Annotated in this window: 18 protein-coding genes and 1 pseudogene; 11 read left to right on the top strand and 8 right to left on the bottom strand. The window is 70.3% G+C overall.

The features are described 5' to 3' along the window. Positions 1-31: 31 nt before the first annotated feature. Complete coding sequence (locus ML01_RS24045) at positions 32-1,090, bottom strand: AI-2E family transporter (protein ID WP_058557923.1); 1,059 nt, start codon at positions 1,088-1,090, stop codon at positions 32-34. A gap of 65 nt (positions 1,091-1,155) precedes the next feature. After that, complete coding sequence (locus ML01_RS27950; protein WP_082674616.1) at positions 1,156-1,320, bottom strand: DUF1328 domain-containing protein; 165 nt, start codon at positions 1,318-1,320, stop codon at positions 1,156-1,158. Positions 1,321-1,924: 604 nt separating this feature from the next. Here ML01_RS27950 and ML01_RS24040 point away from each other — a divergent pair. The 3 genes from ML01_RS24040 (at position 1,925) to ML01_RS24035 (ending at position 3,227) form a co-directional block, all read left to right on the top strand. After that, positions 1,925-2,275 (top strand): hypothetical protein, encoded by a 351-nt coding sequence (locus ML01_RS24040; RefSeq protein WP_082674615.1) that lies wholly within the window; start codon positions 1,925-1,927, stop codon positions 2,273-2,275. A 186-nt stretch (positions 2,276-2,461) separates the two neighbouring features. Further along, positions 2,462-2,608 (top strand): hypothetical protein, encoded by a 147-nt coding sequence (locus ML01_RS29285; protein WP_156427959.1) that lies wholly within the window; start codon positions 2,462-2,464, stop codon positions 2,606-2,608. After that, positions 2,583-3,227 (top strand): phospholipase D-like domain-containing protein, encoded by a 645-nt coding sequence (locus ML01_RS24035; protein WP_058557921.1) that lies wholly within the window; start codon positions 2,583-2,585, stop codon positions 3,225-3,227. The genes ML01_RS29285 and ML01_RS24035 overlap by 26 nt, the downstream gene beginning before the upstream one ends. A 21-nt stretch (positions 3,228-3,248) precedes the next feature. Here ML01_RS24035 and ML01_RS24030 read toward each other — a convergent pair whose 3' ends face one another. Then, a complete protein-coding gene (locus ML01_RS24030) occupies positions 3,249-3,704 on the bottom strand; it encodes an MgtC/SapB family protein (protein WP_156427958.1) in 456 nt (151 codons plus the stop codon). A gap of 137 nt (positions 3,705-3,841) precedes the next feature. After that, positions 3,842-4,843, bottom strand: a complete 1,002-nt coding sequence (locus ML01_RS24025; RefSeq protein ID WP_058557920.1) for a hydroxyacid dehydrogenase — start codon at positions 4,841-4,843, stop codon at positions 3,842-3,844. A gap of 759 nt (positions 4,844-5,602) precedes the next feature. Here ML01_RS24025 and ML01_RS24020 point away from each other — a divergent pair. From ML01_RS24020 to ligD (ML01_RS24000), 5 genes are all read left to right on the top strand, one after another. Continuing rightward, positions 5,603-6,325, top strand: a complete 723-nt coding sequence (locus ML01_RS24020; protein WP_254045373.1) for an alpha/beta hydrolase — start codon at positions 5,603-5,605, stop codon at positions 6,323-6,325. An 18-nt stretch (positions 6,326-6,343) separates the two neighbouring features. Next, a complete protein-coding gene (locus ML01_RS24015; RefSeq protein WP_058557919.1) occupies positions 6,344-7,129 on the top strand; it encodes a Ku protein in 786 nt (261 codons plus the stop codon). After that, positions 7,122-8,435: a non-homologous end-joining DNA ligase gene (ligD, locus tag ML01_RS24010; RefSeq protein ID WP_058557918.1), complete on the top strand. Its 1,314-nt coding sequence runs from the start codon at positions 7,122-7,124 to the stop codon at positions 8,433-8,435. The genes ML01_RS24015 and ligD (ML01_RS24010) overlap by 8 nt, the downstream gene beginning before the upstream one ends. A gap of 78 nt (positions 8,436-8,513) precedes the next feature. Beyond that, on the top strand, positions 8,514-9,350 hold the full coding sequence (locus tag ML01_RS24005; RefSeq protein WP_058557917.1) for a Ku protein: 837 nt from the start codon (positions 8,514-8,516) through the stop codon (positions 9,348-9,350). Next, complete coding sequence (ligD, locus tag ML01_RS24000; RefSeq protein ID WP_058557916.1) at positions 9,350-10,243, top strand: non-homologous end-joining DNA ligase; 894 nt, start codon at positions 9,350-9,352, stop codon at positions 10,241-10,243. Before ML01_RS24005 ends, ligD (ML01_RS24000) begins: the two co-directional genes overlap by 1 nt. Before the next feature lie 498 nt (positions 10,244-10,741). On the opposite strand, the gene ML01_RS23995 is transcribed toward ligD (ML01_RS24000), so the two are convergent. Beyond that, positions 10,742-10,984, bottom strand: coding sequence for a hypothetical protein (locus ML01_RS23995; protein ID WP_058557915.1), 243 nt, complete (start codon positions 10,982-10,984; stop codon positions 10,742-10,744). Between the two features lie 17 nt (positions 10,985-11,001). Between ML01_RS23995 and ML01_RS23990 the strand changes: the two genes are divergently transcribed. Then, positions 11,002-11,280 (top strand): hypothetical protein, encoded by a 279-nt coding sequence (locus tag ML01_RS23990; protein ID WP_058557914.1) that lies wholly within the window; start codon positions 11,002-11,004, stop codon positions 11,278-11,280. A 715-nt stretch (positions 11,281-11,995) separates the two neighbouring features. Here the strand turns inward: ML01_RS23990 and ML01_RS23985 are convergent. The 3 genes from ML01_RS23985 to ML01_RS23975 all read right to left on the bottom strand — a co-directional run bounded on the left by ML01_RS23985 (position 11,996) and on the right by ML01_RS23975 (position 18,506). Next, positions 11,996-13,570 (bottom strand): ATP-binding protein, encoded by a 1,575-nt coding sequence (locus ML01_RS23985; RefSeq protein ID WP_058557928.1) that lies wholly within the window; start codon positions 13,568-13,570, stop codon positions 11,996-11,998. A gap of 450 nt (positions 13,571-14,020) precedes the next feature. Further along, complete coding sequence (locus ML01_RS23980; protein WP_058557913.1) at positions 14,021-17,179, bottom strand: efflux RND transporter permease subunit; 3,159 nt, start codon at positions 17,177-17,179, stop codon at positions 14,021-14,023. Between the two features lies 1 nt (position 17,180). Continuing rightward, a complete protein-coding gene (locus ML01_RS23975) occupies positions 17,181-18,506 on the bottom strand; it encodes an efflux RND transporter periplasmic adaptor subunit (RefSeq protein ID WP_058557912.1) in 1,326 nt (441 codons plus the stop codon). Positions 18,507-18,805: 299 nt separating this feature from the next. On the opposite strand from ML01_RS23975, the gene ML01_RS23970 reads away from it, so the two are divergent. Together ML01_RS23970 and ML01_RS23965 are read left to right on the top strand one after the other, a co-directional pair. Then, entirely contained in the window at positions 18,806-20,212 is a 1,407-nt protein-coding gene (locus tag ML01_RS23970; protein WP_058557911.1) for a toll/interleukin-1 receptor domain-containing protein, read from the top strand. Continuing rightward, positions 20,209-20,688: pseudogene (locus ML01_RS23965) on the top strand (hypothetical protein); the annotation flags it as partial. The gene ML01_RS23970 and the pseudogene ML01_RS23965, both read left to right, overlap by 4 nt.

Genomic DNA, 20,688 nt, shown 5'->3' with positions numbered 1-20,688 from the left:
CGCCGACGGGCGGCGAGACCGCCCGCGCCCGTCAGGGCAGGGTCGCCTGCTCGCCTAGGCGGTCTTCGACATACAGCATGCCGACCAGCACCATCAACACTACCAGGATCGGGGTTGCCAGCAGCACGCCGAGCACGCCCGCGAAGACGCCCATGACGAGCTGGAAAACCACCAGCAGCGCCGGCGGCACACGCACGGCGCGACGCTCGATGAAGGGCGTGATGCCGTAGCTCTCGACCATTTGGATGCCGAGGTACAGGAGCCCGACCCACAGCGCCTGTTCCAGCCCCGCCGACAGTCCCACCAGCACCGCGGGCACCGCGGACGCCACCGGGCCGAAGGTGGGCACGAAGGAGAACAGCCCCGCGATGAATGCCAGCAGGAAGGTGAGCGGCACGTCCATGACGTAGAGCCCGACCCAGGTGACGATGAACACCACGAGCATGGACAGGAAGCGGCCGACGAGCCACCAGCGCAGCGCATGGCCGAGCTCGCTCGCCACCTCCGCGCCGCGCTGGCGTGCCGCCGGCGGCAGGAGCCGGATGGCCCCGCCGACGTAGGTGTCCGGCTCGCTCGCGATGAACATGCCGAGCACCAGCACCACGAGGACGGCGCTGGTGGCGCCCACCACGCTGGAGAAGACACCCAGAAAGCGCCGCGCGGTGTCCTCAAGCGTGCTCGAGTCCCAGACGTCTGCAAGTTGTTCGACGAGCTCACGACCGACCTCCGTGTCCTGCAACGCGTGATCGATCTCCTCCATCGCGGCGGGCATACGCTCGGCGAGCAGATCCAGATCCGCCGCCGCGCGTGGGGCCAACAGCCAGGCGCCCCCCGTCAGCACGGCGGCGAGCAATAGCCACAGGGACAGGAGCACGAACCAGCGCGGTAGCCACAACGCGGTCCGCACCCCACGCACGCCGCCATCCAGCAGCACGGCGAACAGCACCGCCGACAGCGTAATGAGCAGAATGTCGCGGGCGCCGATGACCGCCCACACGAGCAAGACGACCCCGCCCAGCGTGGCCGCAAGCGCAACACCGCGGGCGAAGGTCCATTTGTCCGTGGCATCCGTGCCGGTAGAACGAGACATCGGGGACGCGGCTCAGCGCACCACCGGTCGTGCCAGCGGCACGCCCAAGAGCCGCGGGATCATCGTCACAGCGTGGTGCTGCGGCCACGGAAGTAGAAGATCGCCGCCAGGATCAGCCCCACAAGGAACAAGATCCAGGCGATGTTCGTAGCAGCGCCAGCAATGCCGGACAGGCCGAACAGGCCGGCGAGAATGGCGATGACGAGAAAGATGACTGCCCATTGCATCATGTCGGAATCCTCCGGTCGGTTGGTTGAGTCGTCCCCGCTGGACGCGGCGGGATAAGCGCGCTGCGCGCCTTTGTCCCCCAGCGCCGCTGCGAGGCCGCTTGCCCCCGGCTCTGCACGGAGCGCGCCAACACCGACGGCGACCTTGGAGGGCCAAGGGCCGAGGGCCAAGGACCCCGGCCTCCGGCCCTCGGACCTGCGTTGCTTGCGCCAACGCACCGGTTGCAGGGCAACGATTGCCCTCGATACCGGTCCATCTCAACCGTTCACTGGCGGAAAAGGTCCGCCGGCGTGCCGACGCAGCTGCTCGGCGACGGCACGGCGGGCGAAGCAAAGCCGTTGTCGGCTGCGCGGCCGAAGCCGGCGCTGACACATGCTCTGCCACGGCATCGACCGGCGATCTCACCGGCGCGGCGTTGTCGTTGACCATCGCCGTCGTCGCGCTGATGTTGGCGCTGCTGCGCCGGATCGTCTCCGCCCTCTGCGGCCCCGCGCCACCCGGCACGGCAGAGCCCGGATGCGGCGCCACAGACAGACCCGGCCAGCCGACTTGGCCGGCCATTTGCATTGAGGTTGGCACAGTCAACCAACCAGGAGGGACGCCAGCATGCCGTCCAGATACCCGATTGTGTTCCCTGCCCTGTTGAGCGCCCTGCTTGCGCTGCCGCTTATCACCGGCTGCGAAGTCGACGTGGAGGAAGAAGGCAAGATGCCGTCTGTCGACGTGGACGCGGACCCGGGGCGCATGCCCGAGTACGAGGTGGAAAAGACCCAGGAGGGCGAGATGCCCAGTGTCGACATGGACGCCGAGCCCGGCCGCCTGCCGGAGGTGGACGTGCGCGGCCCGGACGTCGACGTCGGCACCCAGCCGCTTACCATCCCGGTGCCGGATGTGGACATCGAGCTGCCGCAGGAGGAAGAGGACGAGACGACGACGGATCGCCCGGGCACGAACTGATCGCGAGGGCCGCGAGCCGCGAGCCGCGAGCCGCGAGCCGCGAGCCAGGCGACTCGGCCCTCGCCCGGGCGTTCTCGCCCACTATTGAAGGGTCCACAGAGGCAAGTTGCGGTCGCGTCTGCACCCCGCAAACGGGGCTGCTGCTCCAAGACCGTAAGACAACCCAAACAATCAGGAGAAGCGCCGATGAAGACCATGAGACCCCTCCTCGCCATCACCGTCACCGCCGCCGCACTGCTGCTCTTCGGCTGCGACAACGAGCCCGAGGTCACGGACCAAGGCGTCCGCGGCGAGATGGGCGAGGCTGGTGGCCTTCTCGAAGAACTGGGCTGAGGCCACGGGTGAGCTCCTGGTCGGCGACGGCATCACGCCCTATACCGACGCACCGCCGCCCGAGGCGCCCCAGGCAGCAGGCGTCATGGCCTGCTCCCCTTCGCTCGGCACCACCAAGGCCGAGCGTTTCTTCTTCCTCGCCATCACGTCGGCGCGCGAGCGCATCCACATCACCAACGCCTACTTCGCGCCGACCCGCGACATGCGCTGGCTGTTGATGAACGCCGTGGACCGCGGCGTCGACGTGCGCATCCTGATTCCCGGTGCCAACACCGACCAGCCGCTGGTCTGGCACGCGGGCCGGGCCGTCTACGGCCGGCTCATGGCCGCCGGCGTGCGCATCTACGTCTACCAGCCGGCGATGATCCACGCGAAGACCTTCGTCGCCGACAGTTGCTGGGCGACAGTGGGCACCTTTAACCTGGACAACCGCTCCATGAAGCTGAACGACGAGGTGGCGCTGATCATCCGCGACGAGTCCATCGCCCGCTGCCTGGACGCACAGTTCGCAGACGATCTGCGTTATGCGACGGAGCTCCACGCGAACGACCTCGCGCCAGGCTCATGGCTCGACTGGGTCAAGATCCGCACCGGGCGGCTGCTGACGCCGGTGCTGTAGGATGGCGACGTGAGCGGTTGCTCACAACAGCCAGCGCTCGATGAACCCGAGCACCACGACGATGACGACGGCGAAGCCCGTCACCAGCCCTGCCAGCACGAAGTCGCCGAAGCCGCAGGCGAGCCCGACGGCCCCGGCGATCCAGATGCCGGCGCCGGTGGTGAGGCCATGGACGCTGCCGCGGCTCTGGATGATGCTACCGGCGCCGAGGAAGCCGACGCCGCCGATGACGCCTTGAATCACGCGGCTAGGGTCGACGGACGTACCGAGGTCGCCGGATTCGGCATGGACGATGTGCAGCGCCACGAGCAGGAAGGCCGCCGAGCCCAAGCACACCAGCATGTGTGTGCGCAGCCCCGCGGCCTTGCCGCGCAGCTCCCGCTCCAGCCCGAGCAGCAGCCCGAGGCCCGCCGCCGCGCCGAGCCGCAGCGCAAGCTCCGCCGGCGGTTGGTGCGAGGCAATCAGCAGACTATCCATCCATCAACACCTCCGCGCGTGCTGCCGCTGTGGGAGCGGCTTCAGCCGCGACAAGCGGCAATCCATGACTCGTGCCGGTCCCTGCCCCTGCGCTCGGCCTCCTCGGGCCTCGGCCCTCGGCCCTCTCTTCGTCGCCCCTAAGTCACCACGTTCTTCGGCTCCCCCGCCGCACACGCGCGCAGGTTCTCCACCGTGGTGTCCAGAATGCGCGCCACCGCCTCGCGGGTATTAAACGCGCTGTGCGGCGTAATGATGACGTTGCGCAGGTGTGCCAGCACCTCGTTGGCGAGCAGGTGCTCCAGATGATGGTGCTGCTCGTAGACCGAGCGCAGCAGCTCCGCTTCCTCGCGGATGGTCGGCTCCTCCGGCAGCACGTCGAGCCCGGCGGCGGCGATCTGCTGCTCGGCCAGCGCTCGGGCCAGCGCTTGCGTGTTGACGAGGCTGCCGCGGGCCGTGTTGATCAGCACCGCGCCAGGCTTCATGCGCTCGAACTGCCGTCGATCGATCATGTGGCGGGTGGCCGGCGTATCCGGTACGTGCAAGCTGATGACGTCCGCCCGTGCCAGCAGCTCGTCGAGCGAGACGTACTCGAAACCCAGGCGCTGAGCGGCGTCGGCGTTCGGCGCCACGTCGAAGGCCAGCACATCCATGCCGAAGCCGCGGGCGATGCGGATGGTCTCAAGCCCGATGTCGCCGGTGCCGACGACGCCCATGCGCTTGCCCTTGAGGTCGAAGCCCTGCAGCCCGTGGCTGTCGAAGCGCCCGCTGCGGGTGCGCTGCACCGCCTCCTCGAGCCGATGGCTGATCATCAAGAGCAGCCCGAACACGTGCTCGGCGACGGTGTTGGAGCCGTAGGTGGGCACGTTGCACACCGTGATGCCGCGCTCGCGGCAGCGCTCAAGGTCAATGTGGTCCACGCCCGTTGAGCGCGACGCCACCGCGCGTAGCGCCGGCAACGCGTCCAGCACGTCGGCACCGAGGGACGAGTAGATGAAGGTCGTGATGGCCTCGGCGTCGGTGTGCTCCGCGGCATTGGCGGGCGTCAGGGGCGTGTGGAAGAAGCTGAGCTCATGCTCGTCGGCGAGGGCCGCGAAGGGCTCGCGCTCCCAGCCCTCGGTCTCGAAGACATGGATCTTCATGCGGGGCGCTCTCCGGTGTGCTGCTGCGCCCACCGAAGCTGCGATGGTCCGGGCGGCGGACGCGGTTTGACGAAGCAGTTTGACGAAGCAGTTTGACGAAGCAGTTTGACGAAGCAGTTTGACGACGCAGGCTGATCTGGTGCCGAGTCGGCATGCTGCGGAGATGACCTGGCGGCGGGCACCCGAACCCGGCCCTCGGGTGTCCGCCGCGCGACCGGCACGCCGGCGGCCATCACTGCAATGGCTCGCAGGGTGCGTGCCAGGAATGGCGCGCCGTCTGCCCGACCGGAACGACGATGCCGCGCCGCGGACAGGCCCGCAGAATCGGTGCATAGGGACCGCCGGCGCGGCATTTGGCCCCGTGCCTCAACCGCTGCCGGCACCGGCGATGCAATCGAGCAGCGCAACCTGGCCGAAGCGCCGGCCTAGGGCGTCGCCAGGCCTCGGAGGTGCTGGGGTCCACGCAGATCCGCGGCAGCGCTCCGCCGACGTGGAGCCGCAGCGGACCCGTCCACGAGACGACTTGCGGCAGATCCAAGGGCATGAGGCAACCCCCGATGCTCGTGCTCACCACAGCGCGGGCAAGGGTCGGGGCAGGGCCGGCGCCCCCGCAGTTCGGCGCGCCAAGTGGCCGTTCGGTGGAGTTCAGGTACCGATCTTGCGACGTTTTTGCTGAGCATGGCCCCGTTGCTGCCGCGGCGCCGAAGCCTGTCCTGAGGCGCCGCCGACGCGGGATGCATGATCTAACCGGAAGCCAGCATGATCGATCTTCCTTCACGCGAGCCGCAGACCGTCGCCGTGCCCGTCGACGGCATCCTGAGCGGCTTTCTGCTGCTGCCCCAGGGTGCCTGCGGCTTGGTGCTGTTCGCCCACGGCCGGCGCAGCAACAAGTACAGCCGCCGCAACCGGATACTCGCGGACACGCTGAGCCGCGGTCGCATCGCGACCTTGCTCCTGGACCTGCTAACACCCGAGGAGCAGGAGGCCGACGGCAAGGCGGCTGACGCGCGCAGCGGCGATGCCGGTGCCGGCCCCGGCGGCGACGTCGCGCTCCTGACCGCGCGACTGATCCAGGCCGTGGATTGGGCGCGCGACGATGCGCGCCTCGCCCGGCTGCCGCTCGGCCTGTTCGGCTCCGGCACCGGTGCCGCCGCGGCATTGGGCGCCGCCGCGGAGCGCCGAGACGCCGTGCAGGCGCTGGTCTGCCGCGGCGCGCGCACGGACCTCGCCGAGGGTGCGCTGTCGCAGGTGCTGGCGCCGACGCTCCTCATCGTCGCCGGGCTTGATCCGGAGGCGATCCGCGTCAACCGCGCGGCCGTCCAGGTACTGCCCGGCGAGGCGCGGCTGGAGATCCTCGCCCACGCGACGCGGCTCTTCGAGGAGGCCGGCAAGCTGGAAAGCGTGGGTCTCCTCGCCCGGGACTGGTTCCTGACCCACTTCGAGGCCAAGGACGACGCGACCACGCACAACCCCTGGCGTTGAGGCGCCGCCTTCGCCGCCATGCCTGCCCGCGCCATCTACAAGGCCAGCATCCGCTTCAACGGCTGCGCCGTGCCGGTCAAGCTCTACACCGCGGTCGGCGACATCCGCGTGCACTTTCGGTTGTTGCACAGCGAGGACGGCGTGCCGCTGAAGCGCGAGATGGTCTGCCCCGTGCACGCCGAGCGGGTGCCGAGCGAGCACCAGTTGAAAGGCTATGCCGTCGCCCCGGACGAATACGTGGTGCTGACGCCGCAGGAGCTCGACGCCATCACGCCCGAGTCCGACCGCACCATTGAGGTCACGGCCAGCGTGCCCGCCGACGCCCTCGACCCGCGCTGGCTGGAGCGCACCTATTACCTCGGCCCGGACGGCAAGGACGACGCCTACGCCGCGCTGGCGCAGGCGCTCGCAAACGCACGCGCGGGTCTCTGCCGCTGGCGCATGCGCCGGCGCGATTACGTCGGCGCGCTGACCACGGGCGTCGAGCTGCCACGCGTGCTGCTCCTGATCACGCTCCGCCACGCCGGCGAGGTGGTGCCCACGGACCGCCTGGAGCTCGCCGGCGGCTCCGAGCTGCGGGAGAAGGAGCGCAAGACCGCCCGCTGGCTGGTCGAGGAGCTCGCCGCCGACTTCCGCCCCGACCACTACCGCGACCAGCGCGGCGAGCGCCTCCTGGCGCTGTTGCGGCGCAAGGCCCAGGGCGAGACCATCGAGATCGTCCCGCCCGTGGAGAAGCCCGCCACACCGGAGGACCGCCTGCTGGAACAGCTCGAGGCCAGCCTCGCGGCGGTGCGCCATGGTTGAGAACATCGAGCACGCCGCCTTCGGACCCATGCCCGACGGCAGCCAAGGCCAGCCGGCGCAGACCGACCATGCCGACGCCGCCTGCCCGTTCTGCGGCACGCTCTACCACTTCGACGAGGGCCGGCGCTGCTGGACCTGCGGCAGCCCCGCTTGCGAGCACTGCGCGACGCCCGGCCCCGAGCCGCTGTGCCCGGAGTGCGTCGCGGCGGCGCCGGACGCCGATGCCGACCCGCCGTCCTCGGGATCGGAATCGGGAGCGGGATCGGGATTGGATTCGGGCAACGATGGCCGTCCAAGCGACGGCTCGCCGCCATCGCAAGACCCGGACGCGGACCCCCTGCCCCCGACTGGCCTCGCGCCGATGCTCGCCACCCCGGCGGAGCTGCCGCCCGACCCGTCCGGCTGGGCCTTCGAGCTCAAGTGGGACGGCTTGCGCTGCTTGGCCTATTGGGATGGTGCCCGGCTCAAGCTCATGAGCCGCAACGGCAATGCCATGACCGAGCGCTGGCCGGAGGTCGCCGACCTCGCCCGCGTGCTCGCCGGCACCCCGCCCGTGGTCTTCGACGGCGAGATCGTCGCGCTGGATCAGCGCGGACACCCGAGCTTCGAGCGGCTCGCGCGGCGTATGCAGCTCGGCGCCGACGCCGCCGTCGGGGCCGCCGAGCGCCGGCCCGTGCACTACTTCGTCTTCGATCTGCTCTACGCGGACGGCCGCTCCCTGCTGGCCCGCCCGTACCGTGAGCGGCGCATGGCGCTGGCTCACCACCTGCCGGCACACCCGCACCTGCACCTGCCGCCGAGCGAGGCCGGCGCCGGCGAGGCCATGTTGGCGACGGCCCGCAAGCAGAAGCTCGAAGGCATCGTCGCGAAGCGCCTGGACAGCCCCTACGAGCCCGGCCGGCGCTCCCCGGCCTGGCGCAAGATCAAGCTGGTGCGCATGCAGGAGATGGTCATCGGCGGCTGGATGCCCGGCGGCGGCGCGCCGGACCTAGTGGGCAGCCTGCTGCTTGGCGTCTATGACGACACCGGCGTGCTGCGCTATGCGGGCCGCGCCGGCACGGGCTTCACACAGGCGGATCGGAGCTACCTGCATGAGGTCTTCGGCAACCTTGCGCGCGACACGAGCCCCTTCGATCAGCCCCGCCCCGTCACCGGCGCGCGCTTCGTTGAGCCCCGGCTGGTCGCGCAGATCGCCTACCGGCGTTGGCCCGCGGACGGCCACATCCAGCAGGCCTCGTTCAAGGGCCTGCGCAGCGATGTCCCGGCCGCCGAGGTGGTCCGGGAGCAGCCGGGTGGAGAAGTGTGAGGGGCTAGGGGCTAGGAGCTAGGTGCTAGGAGCTAGGAGCTAGGAGCTAGGAGCGCATCAACGAATGAGCACGCCAACATGCCAAGACCCTTCTGGAACGGCACGCTGAGCTTCGGTCTGGTCACCATCCCGGTGCGGCTCGTGAGCGCCGTGCGGAGCACAGGCAGCCCCTTCCACCTGCTGCACGACGCCGACCACGCGCGCCTCACGCAGGTCATGGTCTGCCCCGAGCACGACCAGCCCGTGCCGGTGGAGCAGCGCACCCGCGGCTGGGAGATCGAGCCCGGCCGCTTCGTGCCTGTGACCGATGAGGAGCTAGACTCCGTGGCGCCGGAGGCGAGCCGCAGCATCGAGATCGAGGACTTCGTCACCGCCGAGGCCATCGACCCGGTCTACTACGACCGGCCCTATTACCTCGCCCCCAACGCCGACGCCGGCAAGCCCTACCGGCTGCTGGTGCAGACGCTCGCCGACACCGGCCGCGTCGGCATCGGCCGGCTGGTTATGCGCGGGCGCGAGCACCTGGCTGCCATCCGCGCCCTGGATGGCGCGCTCTGTCTGTTTACGCTGCATTGGGCGGAGGCAGTGCGCCCGCGCGACGAGCTGGCGCCGACGGCGAGCGCCGACCCGGACACCGTGCAGGCCATGACCCGGGCGCTGGAGGCCATCGCCGCGGACTTCGACCCGGCCGCGCAGCTCCGCGACCCGATGCGCGAGCGCCTGGACGCCCTGGTGGCAAAGAAGCGCGCCGAGGCCGGCACCGTCGCCGCGCCCCACCCGGAGCCCGCCGAGGCCGAGGAGCCCGCCGGCGAGCCCGATGCGTTGCTCGCGGCATTGAAGCAGAGCCTGGCGCAGGCCCGCGGGCGCGGTCCGGAGCCCGCCGAGGCGGCCCAATCGGAAACGGAGGTGCGCTGATGCCCCGGGTGCAGGTCGGCGAGCGCAATCTCGATCTCGGCAACCTGGACAAGGTCCTGTATCCCGAGACCGGCTTCACCAAGGCCGGCGTCATCGACTACTACACCCGCATCGCACCGGTGATGCTGCCGCATCTGGCAGGGCGCCCGCTGTCGCTGCGCCGCTGCCCGGATGGCGTGGATGCGGACTGCTTCTTCGAGAAGCGCTGCCCCGGCCACCACCCGGACTGGCTGCCCGTGCACCGCATGCGCTCGGAGCGCTCCGGCCATATCGGCTTTTGCGGCGCCGACGACCCGCCCGCGCTGGTGTGGCTAGCCAACCAGGCGGTGCTGGAGATCCATCCCTACCTGCACTTGGCCAGCGCCCCGGAGTGCCCCACCGCGCTGGTGTTCGATCTCGACCCCGGCCCGCCCGCCGGCCTCGCCGAGGCCTGCCGCGTCGGGCTCTTGCTGCGCGGGCTGCTCGCCGAGATGGGCCTCGACTGCCTGCCCAAGACCAGCGGCGGCAAGGGTCTCCATCTGGTCGCCCCGCTCAACACCGAAGTCACCCACGCCCGCACCAAGCGCTTCGCCCGCGCCGTCGCGGAAACGCTGACCCGCGACGACCCCGCCCGCGTCACCGCCACCATGGCCAAGGCCGAGCGCGCTGGCAAGGTCTTCATCGACTGGAGCCAAAACGACGCCCACAAGACCACCGTCGCCGTCTACAGCCTGCGCATCGGGCCAGTGCCGCGCGTCTCCGCCCCGGTCACCTGGGACGAGCTCGAGTCTGCGCTCGCCGATGGCGACATCGACCGGCTCCGCCTGGGCCCCGACGCCGTGCTGGCGCGGGCGGACGCCCGTGGGGATCTCTTCCAGCCGGTGCTGACGCGGCGGCAACGCTTGCAGGACTGAGTCCGTCCGGTCGTCGGTTTCCAGGCAGTTTCCCGACCTCACGGAGGAGGCGCGGGTCTTCGTGGGAGCGGCTTTAGCCGCGACGGTGCAGCGCCGGCCGTGCGGTGCCAATCGCGGCTAACGGCCATGGCGACCAGCGCCACCCCGGAGGATGAAAGGCGCTGCTCGCCATGGCCGTTTCCCTCACCCCGGCCCTATCCCAGAGGGAGACTAAGGAGCGCGTTGCGCACGACTTTCATGGTAAAGCCGCTCCCACGGCGGCCTCGCGCTCAGTGCTCGTTAAGGACGTCGCGTGCGTGGCCGCGGCGCTCCCTCCGCCCTGATGCCCTCAAGCGCCTTGTCGCCATGAAACTTGACTCATCTGCACGCGTGACTCGGCTGCACGCTTTTGGCGCCGTCAAGCAATCTCGTCGGCCCGCGCCGGGGCCGCGACCTTGCCCGATGGCCTGCTGCCGATGAGCGCGCCGACGCGGTTGTCGATCCACTGGAACATCACGTTCAACCCCGCCGGACCCGCCAAAGCAGCGCACCGAGCACGACCAGCGCCGCGACGGCGGCGGCATCGATGGCCAGCAGGAACGGGATCGGATCGGACCACTTGTCCATGTTGGTTGTCCGCCCGTAATGCGGCGGCCCCGGCCCGAAGGCCTCCGCCAGGTTGACGTAGTTCACGTAGGCCGCGGCGGCCAGGATGGCCAGGCCGAGCCCGAGCAGTGCCCATGTCAAGAACCGCTCGTTCACGGATAGTCAACCGTGACGTGTATCTGGCAGGCACGCGTGCCCGCCTCGCGGACCAGGTCGGGATCGACATCATCGTGCGCAACGGCGAGCTGATCCTCTGCGAGCTGGAGTCGTGCATGTCGAAAGCCGACATCTACACCTTCGAGCGCAAGGTGCAGTTCTACCAGCGCCGCCACGGCCGCAGCGCGAGCCGCAAGATCGTCGTCTCGCCGATGGTCCGACCGGAGGCGCGGCCGGTGGCGGAGCGACTCGGGATCGAGGTGTTCGGCTCGACGGACGAGGTGCCGGAGCGTTAGGAACGGTTCAAGAACTACTAATGCACATTCATCTCCGCACCTCAGGTTCAGCTTTAGATTCATCGAGGGTGCAAATGCTCGCAGACGAGCGGTCATGGCTGGGGCCGAAGGGATGCGCCTGCTGTCCCGCAACATCAACGGACCCACTGGCGCGACTGGCTCTCTCTCTGGTGACACCGCTCCCGCGGTGTCACCGCCTCCCGGCGTCCGCGCCCAGCCGCCGCGATCGCTGTCCCAGATGCCGACATCCTCGCCGCGGGGCGCAGAGCGCGAAGAGCGCGTGACACCGCAGGAGCGGTGTCACGAGCAGGACCTAGGGTCATCGCGACCGGTACGATGATCGGCCCGACGGGGCCTTGATCATCTTGCCGGCCGCAATCCCGGGTCCCGGCGCCCGCCTCGCAAAACAAGTTACACATCCTCTTGAAGCTACGAAACTCGCGAAAAGCGCGAAAATTGCGGCGAACCCCGACTGTCCGGCTTGTTATTTCGCGTATTTCGCGTGTTTCGTCGTTGAAAAAACTGCATTGCTTGTTCTTGAACTGTTACCAAGTCGTTTAACTTGTTGCCGAAGCGTCCCTTATCCACCCTCCCATACGCGGAGCGGTTAAGCCGCTCTCGGCGTCAATCCATGAGGATGACCACAGGTTATGCAGGCATTTGGTGTGCCGCCATGATCCGGCGCAAGTGGTTGGTCAAGTCCCCGGCCGGGTGCTCAGAGCCGCAGCACCCGGATCAGCCGGCCGCCGGGGCTGGTCGCGCTGGTCTCGGTCAGGCGCTCGTCCAGGGGCGGGATGCCGGTGCGGCGGTCGAAGATGATCAGCCAGCCGGTGTCGAGGTGCAGGCCGGCGAGGTAGCCGTCGAGCTGGGCCAGGCCCTTGGCCTTGGGGTCGGGCTCGCCGTCGCGCCACACCTTCAGCTCCAGACCCAGGGTGATGCCGCCGTAGCGCAGGCACAGGTCCATGCGCCCGCGGCGGATGGCGTATTCGCGCTCCAGCGTGCCGTTACCGTTGACCACCCGATGCAGGAAGGCCATCAGCACCAGATGCGGGGCGATCTCGTGGTAGGGGGCGCTGCCGAGCAAGGCCTCGCCGTGCTGGCGCCAGAAGTCGAGGAAGGCGGCGAGCAGGCGCTCGGGGTCGAGGCTGCCGTCGGCGTTCAGCCAGGTGGGGCTGATCTGCGGCAGCGACGCCTCGGGGGTGAAGGTGAGCGCCCGGGGCAGGACCTCGCGATAGATCGGGTTGGCGATGGTCAGCCCCCCGCCCTGCGCCTTGCGGCAGAGGCCGAGGTCGAGCAGGTACTCGATATCGTGCTCGGGCACGTCGCCGAGGGCGGTGCCGGCCAGCATGGGCTCGATGATGCGGCGCACCCGCGGTTCTTCGAGCTTGTGGGCGAGCTGGTCGAGGTGGGTGACCCGGCGCAGGATCAGGTTCTCCTTGGCCTGATCGATCAGTGCCGCATCGATGGGGCGGGTGCGGTCGCGGCCCGCCCGATTCTCGAAGCAGCTCTCGTAGGCGAGCGCATTGACCAGCCAGGGCTGGCCGAGGGTCAGCTCCCAGACCCGCGCGAGGGCCTCGGGGGTGAAGACCTGACCGGTCTCGGCGGTGTGCTCGCCGAGCAGCGTCGTCACCTCGGCGGCGTCGAAGTCGCCTAGGCGCAGGGACTTGGCCTTGATGTTGAACGCGCTGCCGCCGGTGATCGGCGCCGCCTCGGAGCTGGCGTGGATGCGGTAGTCGCGGAGATCCCGCACGCCGCAGAGGACCACGGTGTTCGGGAAGTGCTCGGGGCGCTGGGTGTAGCCGGCGCGCAATTGTCGCAGCACCGAGATCAGGGTGTCGCCGATCAGGGCGTCCACCTCGTCGAGCAGCAGCACCACGGGTTGGGGGCTCTCCTGGCTCCAGCGCTTCAGCAGGCCGTTGAGCACCCCGTGGTCGCCGTAGTGCGGCCAGACCGCGTCGGTCCAGTCGAACAGACGTCGCTCGCCGAGATAGATCTCGGCCGCGGAGGCGATCGCCCCGCAGATGGCCCGCATGGCGCTCGGCACGTCCTCGCGGGCGGTCTGGGCGATCTCCAGATTGGCGTAGACGGCGCGGTAGCGGCCCTCGGCGTTGAGCCGCTCCATGAGCGCGAGCAGGCAGGAGGTCTTGCCGGTCTGGCGCGGGGCGTGGAGCAGAAAGTACTTCTTCCGCTCGATGAGCATCCGGACCGCATCCAGGTCCCAGCGCGTCAGCGGCGGCAGGCAGTAGTGGTCGTCGGGCCGCACCGGACCCTCGGTATTGAAGAATCGCATGGCAAGACTCTCCGGGGCGTTCAGGAACGCGGCACCGACCGGCATCGCATCCCTCGGCATGATGCGCCGATGATGCGCCGCCTGCCAGCCGGGTTGCCGGCTGCGTTGATCGCGACGACGCTCCGGCGTCCTCGCGCATCTTGGGGCCCTCCGGCGCCCCGTCACGTCGGTCGCCTGGCGCGGACGCGGGATACGCGCCGCTGGAGCGCGAGGGATGCGTCACGGCGCTGGAGCGCCGTGACGATCAGTGGTGGTGGGGGGTGGATAAGATCGGAAGCCGCTGCCTAGGGTGCCGCCGAGATCAGCGCGGTGGGGCGGATGCCCGCTAGGGCGATCCGCCATCCCCGCCTGTGGAAGCGTCGTCCCCGGTTTCCAGATAGGTCGGGATGCGAGGCCACGGTCGAGGTTGTCCGCGGGTGGCGGAACCGCTATCGCGTTCCGCCCTACGCCCTAGTCGGCCCGCGCCGCCTCCGCGGCCTTGCCCGATGGCCGGCTGCCGATGAGCGCGCCGACGCGGTTGCCGATCCACTGGAACATCACGTACAGCCCCGGAATCAGCAGGATGCCGATGAGCGTGGCGGCGAGCATGCCGCCGAGCACCGTGAAGCCCAAGTGCACGCGGGAGTTGGCGCCGGCGCCGGTGGCGAGCACGAGCGGCAGCAGGCCGACGATGAACGCGAGCGCGGTCATGAGCACGGCGCGAAAGCGCATGCGCGCGCCTTCCACCGCGGCCTCATAGAGGCTGAGACCCGCCTCGTGGCGCTCCTTCGCGAACTCGACGATGAGGATCGCGTTCTTGGCGGCGAGGCCGATCAGCAGCACGAGCCCGATCTGCGTGTAGAGGTCGTTGTCGAGCCCCACCAGCCAGAGCGTGACGGCGGCGCCGAGCAGCGCGACCGTCACCGAGGTCAGCACCGCGAACGGAATCGCCCAGCTCTCGTACAGGCCCACCAGGAACAGGTAACCGAACAGCACCGCGAGCCCGAAGATGGCCACGGTGCCGCCCGCGCTCTGCTGCGCCTCTTGATACGACATGCCGGTCCATTCCACGCTGTAGCCGTCCGGCAGGGTCGCCTTGGCGGCGGCCTCCATGGCCTGCATGGCCTCGCCGGTGGAAAAGCCCGGCGCCGCGCTGCCGTTGATCTGCGCGGTGAGGAACTTGTTGTAGCGGAAGATCAGGTCGGCGCCGAGCTCCTCGCGCACGTTCGCGAGCACGGCCACGGGCACCATGTCGCCGTTGTTCGTGCGCACGTAAGTGGCGCCGATGTCGTCCTGCGTGCGCCGGGCGCCCTCCTCCGCCTGCACGTTGACCTGGTAGGTGCGCCCGAGATACGTGAAGTTGTTGACGTAGGCGCTGCCGAAGGTGGCCTGCAGGGTCGAGAAGAGGCTCGACACCGGCACGTCCAGGTACTCCGCTTGGGTGCGGTCGACGTCCAGGAACACGCGCGGCACGTCCGCCGAGAAGGTGGAGCGCGCCATGGCGATGCTCGGCGCCTGGTTGGCCTCGGCGATGAGCCCGCGCAGCACCTCGGTCAGCTCCTGCGGCGACTGCCCGCCTAAGGCTTCGAGCTGCATCGTAAAGCCGCCCGCGGTGCCGAGCCCGGGGATGGGCGGCGGCGGGAACAGCAGGATGTCGGCGTCCGGGATGGCGGCCAGCTCGCCGGTCATCTTTTGGTACAGGCCGCGCAGCTCGGTGTCGGGCGTTTTGCGCTCGTCCCAGGGGTCGAGCACGATGACGGCGAGCGCGGCGTTGGACGACGGCGCACCGGTGAGCATGCTGTAGCCGGACACGGTGAGCACGTCCGCGACCCCTTCGGTGCCGGCGGCGATGCCCCGGAGCTTGTCCGCCACCTCCATGGTGCGCGGCAGCGACGCGGCGCTCGGCAGGCTCAGGTCCGCGAACAGCACGCCCTGGTCCTCGTTCGGCAGGAAGCCGCCGGGCAACTTGCCGAGCACGAACACGGCCGCCGCACCCACCACGAGCACCAGCACGCCGGCCAGCGCCGCGCGCCGCGCGAGCAGCCCGGCGACGGACACGTAGCCGCTACGGGCCTTGTCGAGCCCGGCGTTGAACCACGCGAAGGGGCCGCGCTTGGCCGCCTTCGGCGTGCCCAGGAAGAGCGCCGTCAGCACCGGCGAGAGCGTCAGCGCGTTGATGGCGGAGATGGCCACGGCCGTGGAGATGGTCACCGCGAACTGCCGGAACAGCTCGCCGGAGATGCCGGGCAGGAAGGCCACCGGCGCGAAGATTGCAAACAGCACCAGCGTGGTGGAGACGATGGGCCCCGTCACCTGCTCCATGGCCTTGAGCGTGGCGGCGCGCCGGTCGAGCCCCTCCTCCAGCATGATGCGCTGCACGTTCTCCACCACGACGATGGCGTCGTCCACCACCAGCCCGATAGCCAGCACCACCGCGAACAGGCTGATGGTGTTGGCGGAGAACCCCGCCGCGAGCAGCACGATGAAGACGCCGATGAGCGACACCGGGATGGTCACCGCCGGCACGATGGTCGCGCGCAGATCCTGCAGGAAGATGTACACCACCAGCAGCACGATGACCGCGGTGATGGCGAGCGTGACGACGATCTCCTCGATGGACGCCTCGACGAACAGCGTCGAGTCGTACATGACCTTGGCCTCGACGCCGCTCGGGAAGCGTGCGGCCAGGCGCGCCAGCTCCGCGCGCGCGCCGTCGGCCACGTCCAGCGCGTTCGCGCCCGGGGCCTGGTAGATGGCGATGGCCGCCGCGGGCTTGCCGTTGAAGCGGGTTTCGCTGCTGTAGGACTCGGCGCCCAGCTCCACGCGGCCGACATCGCCGATGCGCACGACGGCGCCGTCGGCGCCGGTGCGCACGACGATGTCCGCGAACTCGTCCGGGTCCTGGAGCTGCCCCTTGGCGACGATGGTGTACTGAAAGGCCTGGTCATCCGGGATCGGCGGGCCGCCCACCTGCCCCAGCGCGGCCTGGATGTTCTGCTGCGCGATGGCGTCGATGACGTCCGCCGGCGCAATGCCGAGGGCAGACAGCTTGGCCGGCTCCAGCCAGATGCGCATGGAGTAGTTCTCGGGGCCGAACTGCGTCGCCTCGCCGACGCCCGGCAGCCGCGCGAGCTCGTCCTGAACATTGATGGTCGCGAAGTTCGACAAATACAGCCCGTCCCGGGAGCCGTCCGGCGAATGCACCGCGATGACCAGGAGCAGGTTGGTGGACTCGGCCTGCACCGTCACGCCGAGCTGCTGCACCTGCTGCGGCAAGAGCGCCAGGGCCTGCGACACGCGGTTCTGGGTGTTGACCTGGGCGATGTCCGGGTCGGTGCCGACCGCAAAGGTGACGGTCAGCGTATAGGTGCCGGCGCTGGAGGCGGTGGAGGACATGTAGAGCATGTCCGGCACGCCGTTGACCTGATCCTCGATGGGGCCGCCGACGGTGTCGGCGATGGTCTGGGCATCGGCACCGGGATAGGTGGCCGTCACCACCACAACCGGGGGCGTGATGGGCGGGTACTGCGCCACCGGGATGGCCTTGAGCGCCAGCACGCCGGCGACGACGAGCACGATGGACACCACCGCGGCAAGCCGCGGGCGGTCGACGAAGACCTTGGAGATCATGTCAGCCCCCGCTGGCGTCGGTGCCGGTGGCGGAGCCGGAATCCTCGGCAGGCGCAGCGCCGTCGGCGGCGGCCGCCGGCGGCTTGGCCGCGGGCGCGCTCTCGGCGCCGGCGCCGGGCGACCCGCTCGCGCCCGTCGGCTTGACGATCATGCCAGGCTCCACCTTCTGCAGCCCGGACACGATCACCAGCTCACCGGCCGCAAGCCCGGACTTCACCGCATAGCCGGCGCCGACCGTGGTGCCGAGCTCGACCGTGCGCACCTGCACCCGGTCGTCCCCGTCCACCACGTACACCTCCACGCCGTCACGGCTGCGCTGAATAGCCGCTGCCGGCACCACCGGCAGCTCCTCCTGCTTGGCCTGGTGCACGACAACGCTGACGAACTGCCCCGGCAGCAGGACTTGGTTCGGATTCGGGAAGTCCGCGTAGATGGCCACGGTGCCGGTGGTGGCGCTCACCTGGTTGTCGGCGAAGGCGATGCTGCCGGGGTGGTCGTAGTCGGTACCGTCCGGCAGCACCAACTTCGGCACGTAGGTCGCGCGGGTCTCTGCGCGGGTGCCGCTGCCGAGGCGCTTTTGCAACTGCACCAGATCGGCGCTCGGCACCGAGAACACGGCGCGGATGGGATCGAGCTGCGCGACGGTGGCGAGCGTGCCGGAGGTGGCGCTCACCAGGTTGCCCGCGGTGACCGCGGTGGCGCCGATGCGCCCGGCAATCGGGCTCGCAATGGTCGTATAGCCCAGGTTGATCTTGGCGTTGTCGACGGTGGCCTGCGCCTGCTGCTCGCTGGCCTTGGCCTTCTCGACGTTGGCCTTCGCCTCGTCGCGGGCGGCCTTGGCCTGGTCGAAGGCCGTCTGCGAGGTGTCGCCCTTCTTGATCAGCGTCGCCTGGCGCTGAAAGTCCGTCTCCTTGTCCTCCAGCGCCGCGGCGGCGGCGTCGGAGTCCGCCTTGGCGGCGGCGAGCTGGCCCTCGGCCTGGTCCAGATCGGCCTGGTACTGGTCCTGCTCGATGCGATAGAGCACTTGGCCCTGCTCCACCATCGAGCCTTCCTCGAAGGCGACATCTTGCAGAAAACCCTCCACCCGCGCCGTCAGCGCCACCGACTGGATGGCCTTGATGTTGCCGATGAACCGCGAGCTGTTATCCACGGCCTTCGTCTCCACCGCGGCGACGACGACGGCGGGCGGCGGCGTGTCGCCAGCTTTGCCGGCCTGCTGCGCCGCGGCCGGCGCGGCAAGGCATACGGCCAGCGCCAGCAGCGCGGCGGGCGGGCTCGGGACCAGATGACGGAACAGCGGGACGCTGCGCTGGGCGCTCAAAACCATGGGGTCGGACTCCAATAGTCGATGTCGTGCGCGAGGTGCCGCATGCAGCGGCCGAGCCGCGGCGAGCACGCAGCGCCGCCGCAGCGTCGGGGAACCACCTAAGAACAGGCGGGCGAAGTGTGCCACAACCAGGGCGGTCGGGCGCCGATAGGCTCTGATGCGCTCTGTCAGCGGGCCGGCTGACGCAGGCGTGCCGCGAGGCCGCCAAACGCGAGAGCCCGCCGACGCCTTGACGCCGAGCGCTCTGGGTCGGAGCATTCGACGGGCCACCACCCAGCCAAGGGACCGGAAAATCTCCGATGGACGCCAGCTTCGACTGCTTCCTCGCCCACAACAGCAGGGACAAGCCGGCCATCCGCGCGCTGCACGCGGCCCTCGCCGCGCAGGGCCTGGACTGCTGGCTCGACGAGCTGCAGGTCCGCCCCGGCCTGCGCCACCTGCCGCTGTTGGAGGAAGGCATCCGCGGCTCCCGCGCCGTGGCCGTCTGCGTCGGCGCCGACGGGCTCGGCCCGTGGCAGGCTCAGGAGATGGAGGCGGCGCTGACCCTCGCCACCAAGGACCCGACCCTGCCCGTGATGCCAGTGCTGCTGCCCGACGCACCGGCGGCACCGGAGCTGCCGCTGTTCCTGGCCGGCCGCGGCTGGGTGGACCTGCGCGACGGCCTCGACGGCGCCGGCTGGGAGGTGCTGCTCTTCGGCATCACCGGCGAGTCGACGCGGTCGCGGCCTGCCGCGCCCGCGGGCTCGGGCGTCGGGACCGGACCGGCGGAGGCGCCCATCCCGAGCGAGCGCCGCTTCGCCGACTCGGTGTTCGAGCAGCTCCACGCCGAGCCCGGGCTGGTGCTGCTCGCGCAGGCGGACCGCCCCCTGCACGAGGGGCCGCACGCCGCGCTGAAGCTGCTGCGGGAGCGCGCCGAGGCGCGCTTCGGCGCCGAGCGGGTGCTGCACCTGGTGCCGCCCGGCGACCCGCACGCCGACGAGGCCCACTTCTTCGGCACCCTGGCGCAGTGCGCCGGCGCGGGGCAGGCCATCGTCCGCGGCGCCGAATTCGAGGCTTGGCTCGCCCGGCGCCTCGCCGAAGAGCCCCTGTTCCTGCTCATCAGCGACTTAGGCCACGCCCCGGCAGACGCCCGCCACCGGCTCGCGTCGATCCTACGCAGCCGCGCCCACGCCCAGCCGGACCGACTCAAGGTGCTGCTGGTGGGCGGCGAGGAGCTGGCCGCGCTGATGGCGTCCTCGGAGGCCGGCCTGTCGCCGCTGAACCACCTTCAGGCGCTCTGCTGGCCGGAGCTGAATGCGGGTGACGTTCTGGCCATGGCCGCGCGGGCAGGGCTGCGGCCGGCGCTGACGCCGGACGCCGCGGCACGGCTGCTGAGCGCGGCCGGCGGTCATCCGCGGCTGATCATCGACGCGCTGCGGGAGATCGGCGACGGCGACGGCCCGGGGCAGGCCGCCGCCCGCTTCCCCGCGTCCCAGACCCTGGCCAGGCACTTCCGCAAGCTCGCGGCGACACCCGAGCGCGAAGGCGCGCTGCGCGGGCTGCTGGACGCCGACGACCACGGCCCGTTCCGGGACTGGATCAAGAACGACCTGATCCGCGGCCTCTACTGGCGCAACCTGCTGCGGGTAGAGCCCACCCACCGCGGCGAACGGCTCGTCTGGCGTTGCGAGGCGGTGCGCGCGGCCGGGCGGCAGGCGCTGTCGTGAGCGCCTGGCGCGGCATTGCGGTTGCCCTTTGCGCGGCCCTCTTCCTGCCCCTGCCGGGCTGGGCCCAGGCACCGCCCGCCCACCCGCCCGCCCTATTCACCGCACCCCAGCCGGTGCCGGACCTGCCGGCGCGGGTCGATGACTTCGCCGGCCAATCCGATGCGCACTCGGCACAGTTCAGCCCGGATGGGTTGCTCGTCGCGAGCGGCTATTGGGACGGCTCCATCCGAATCCATGACACGCTGACCGGCACGGAGCAGGCGCGCCTGAGCGGCCATCGCGGCCCGGTCCAGTCGGTGGCCTGGGACCCGGCGGGGGCGCGGCTCGCGAGCGCCGGGGCCGACGGCACGCTGCGGCTGTGGGATGCGGCGGCGGGCACCGAGCTGAAGCGCCTGAGCGGCCATGACGGCTCGGTCTTCTCGGTGGCCTGGGACCCGACGGGCACGCGGCTCGCGAGCGCCGGGCTCGACGGCACG

This window comes from Thiohalocapsa sp. ML1 (assembly GCF_001469165.1).
Taxonomy (GTDB): domain Bacteria; phylum Pseudomonadota; class Gammaproteobacteria; order Chromatiales; family Chromatiaceae; genus Thiohalocapsa.
This window is presented reverse-complemented; position numbering and strand designations above follow the sequence as displayed.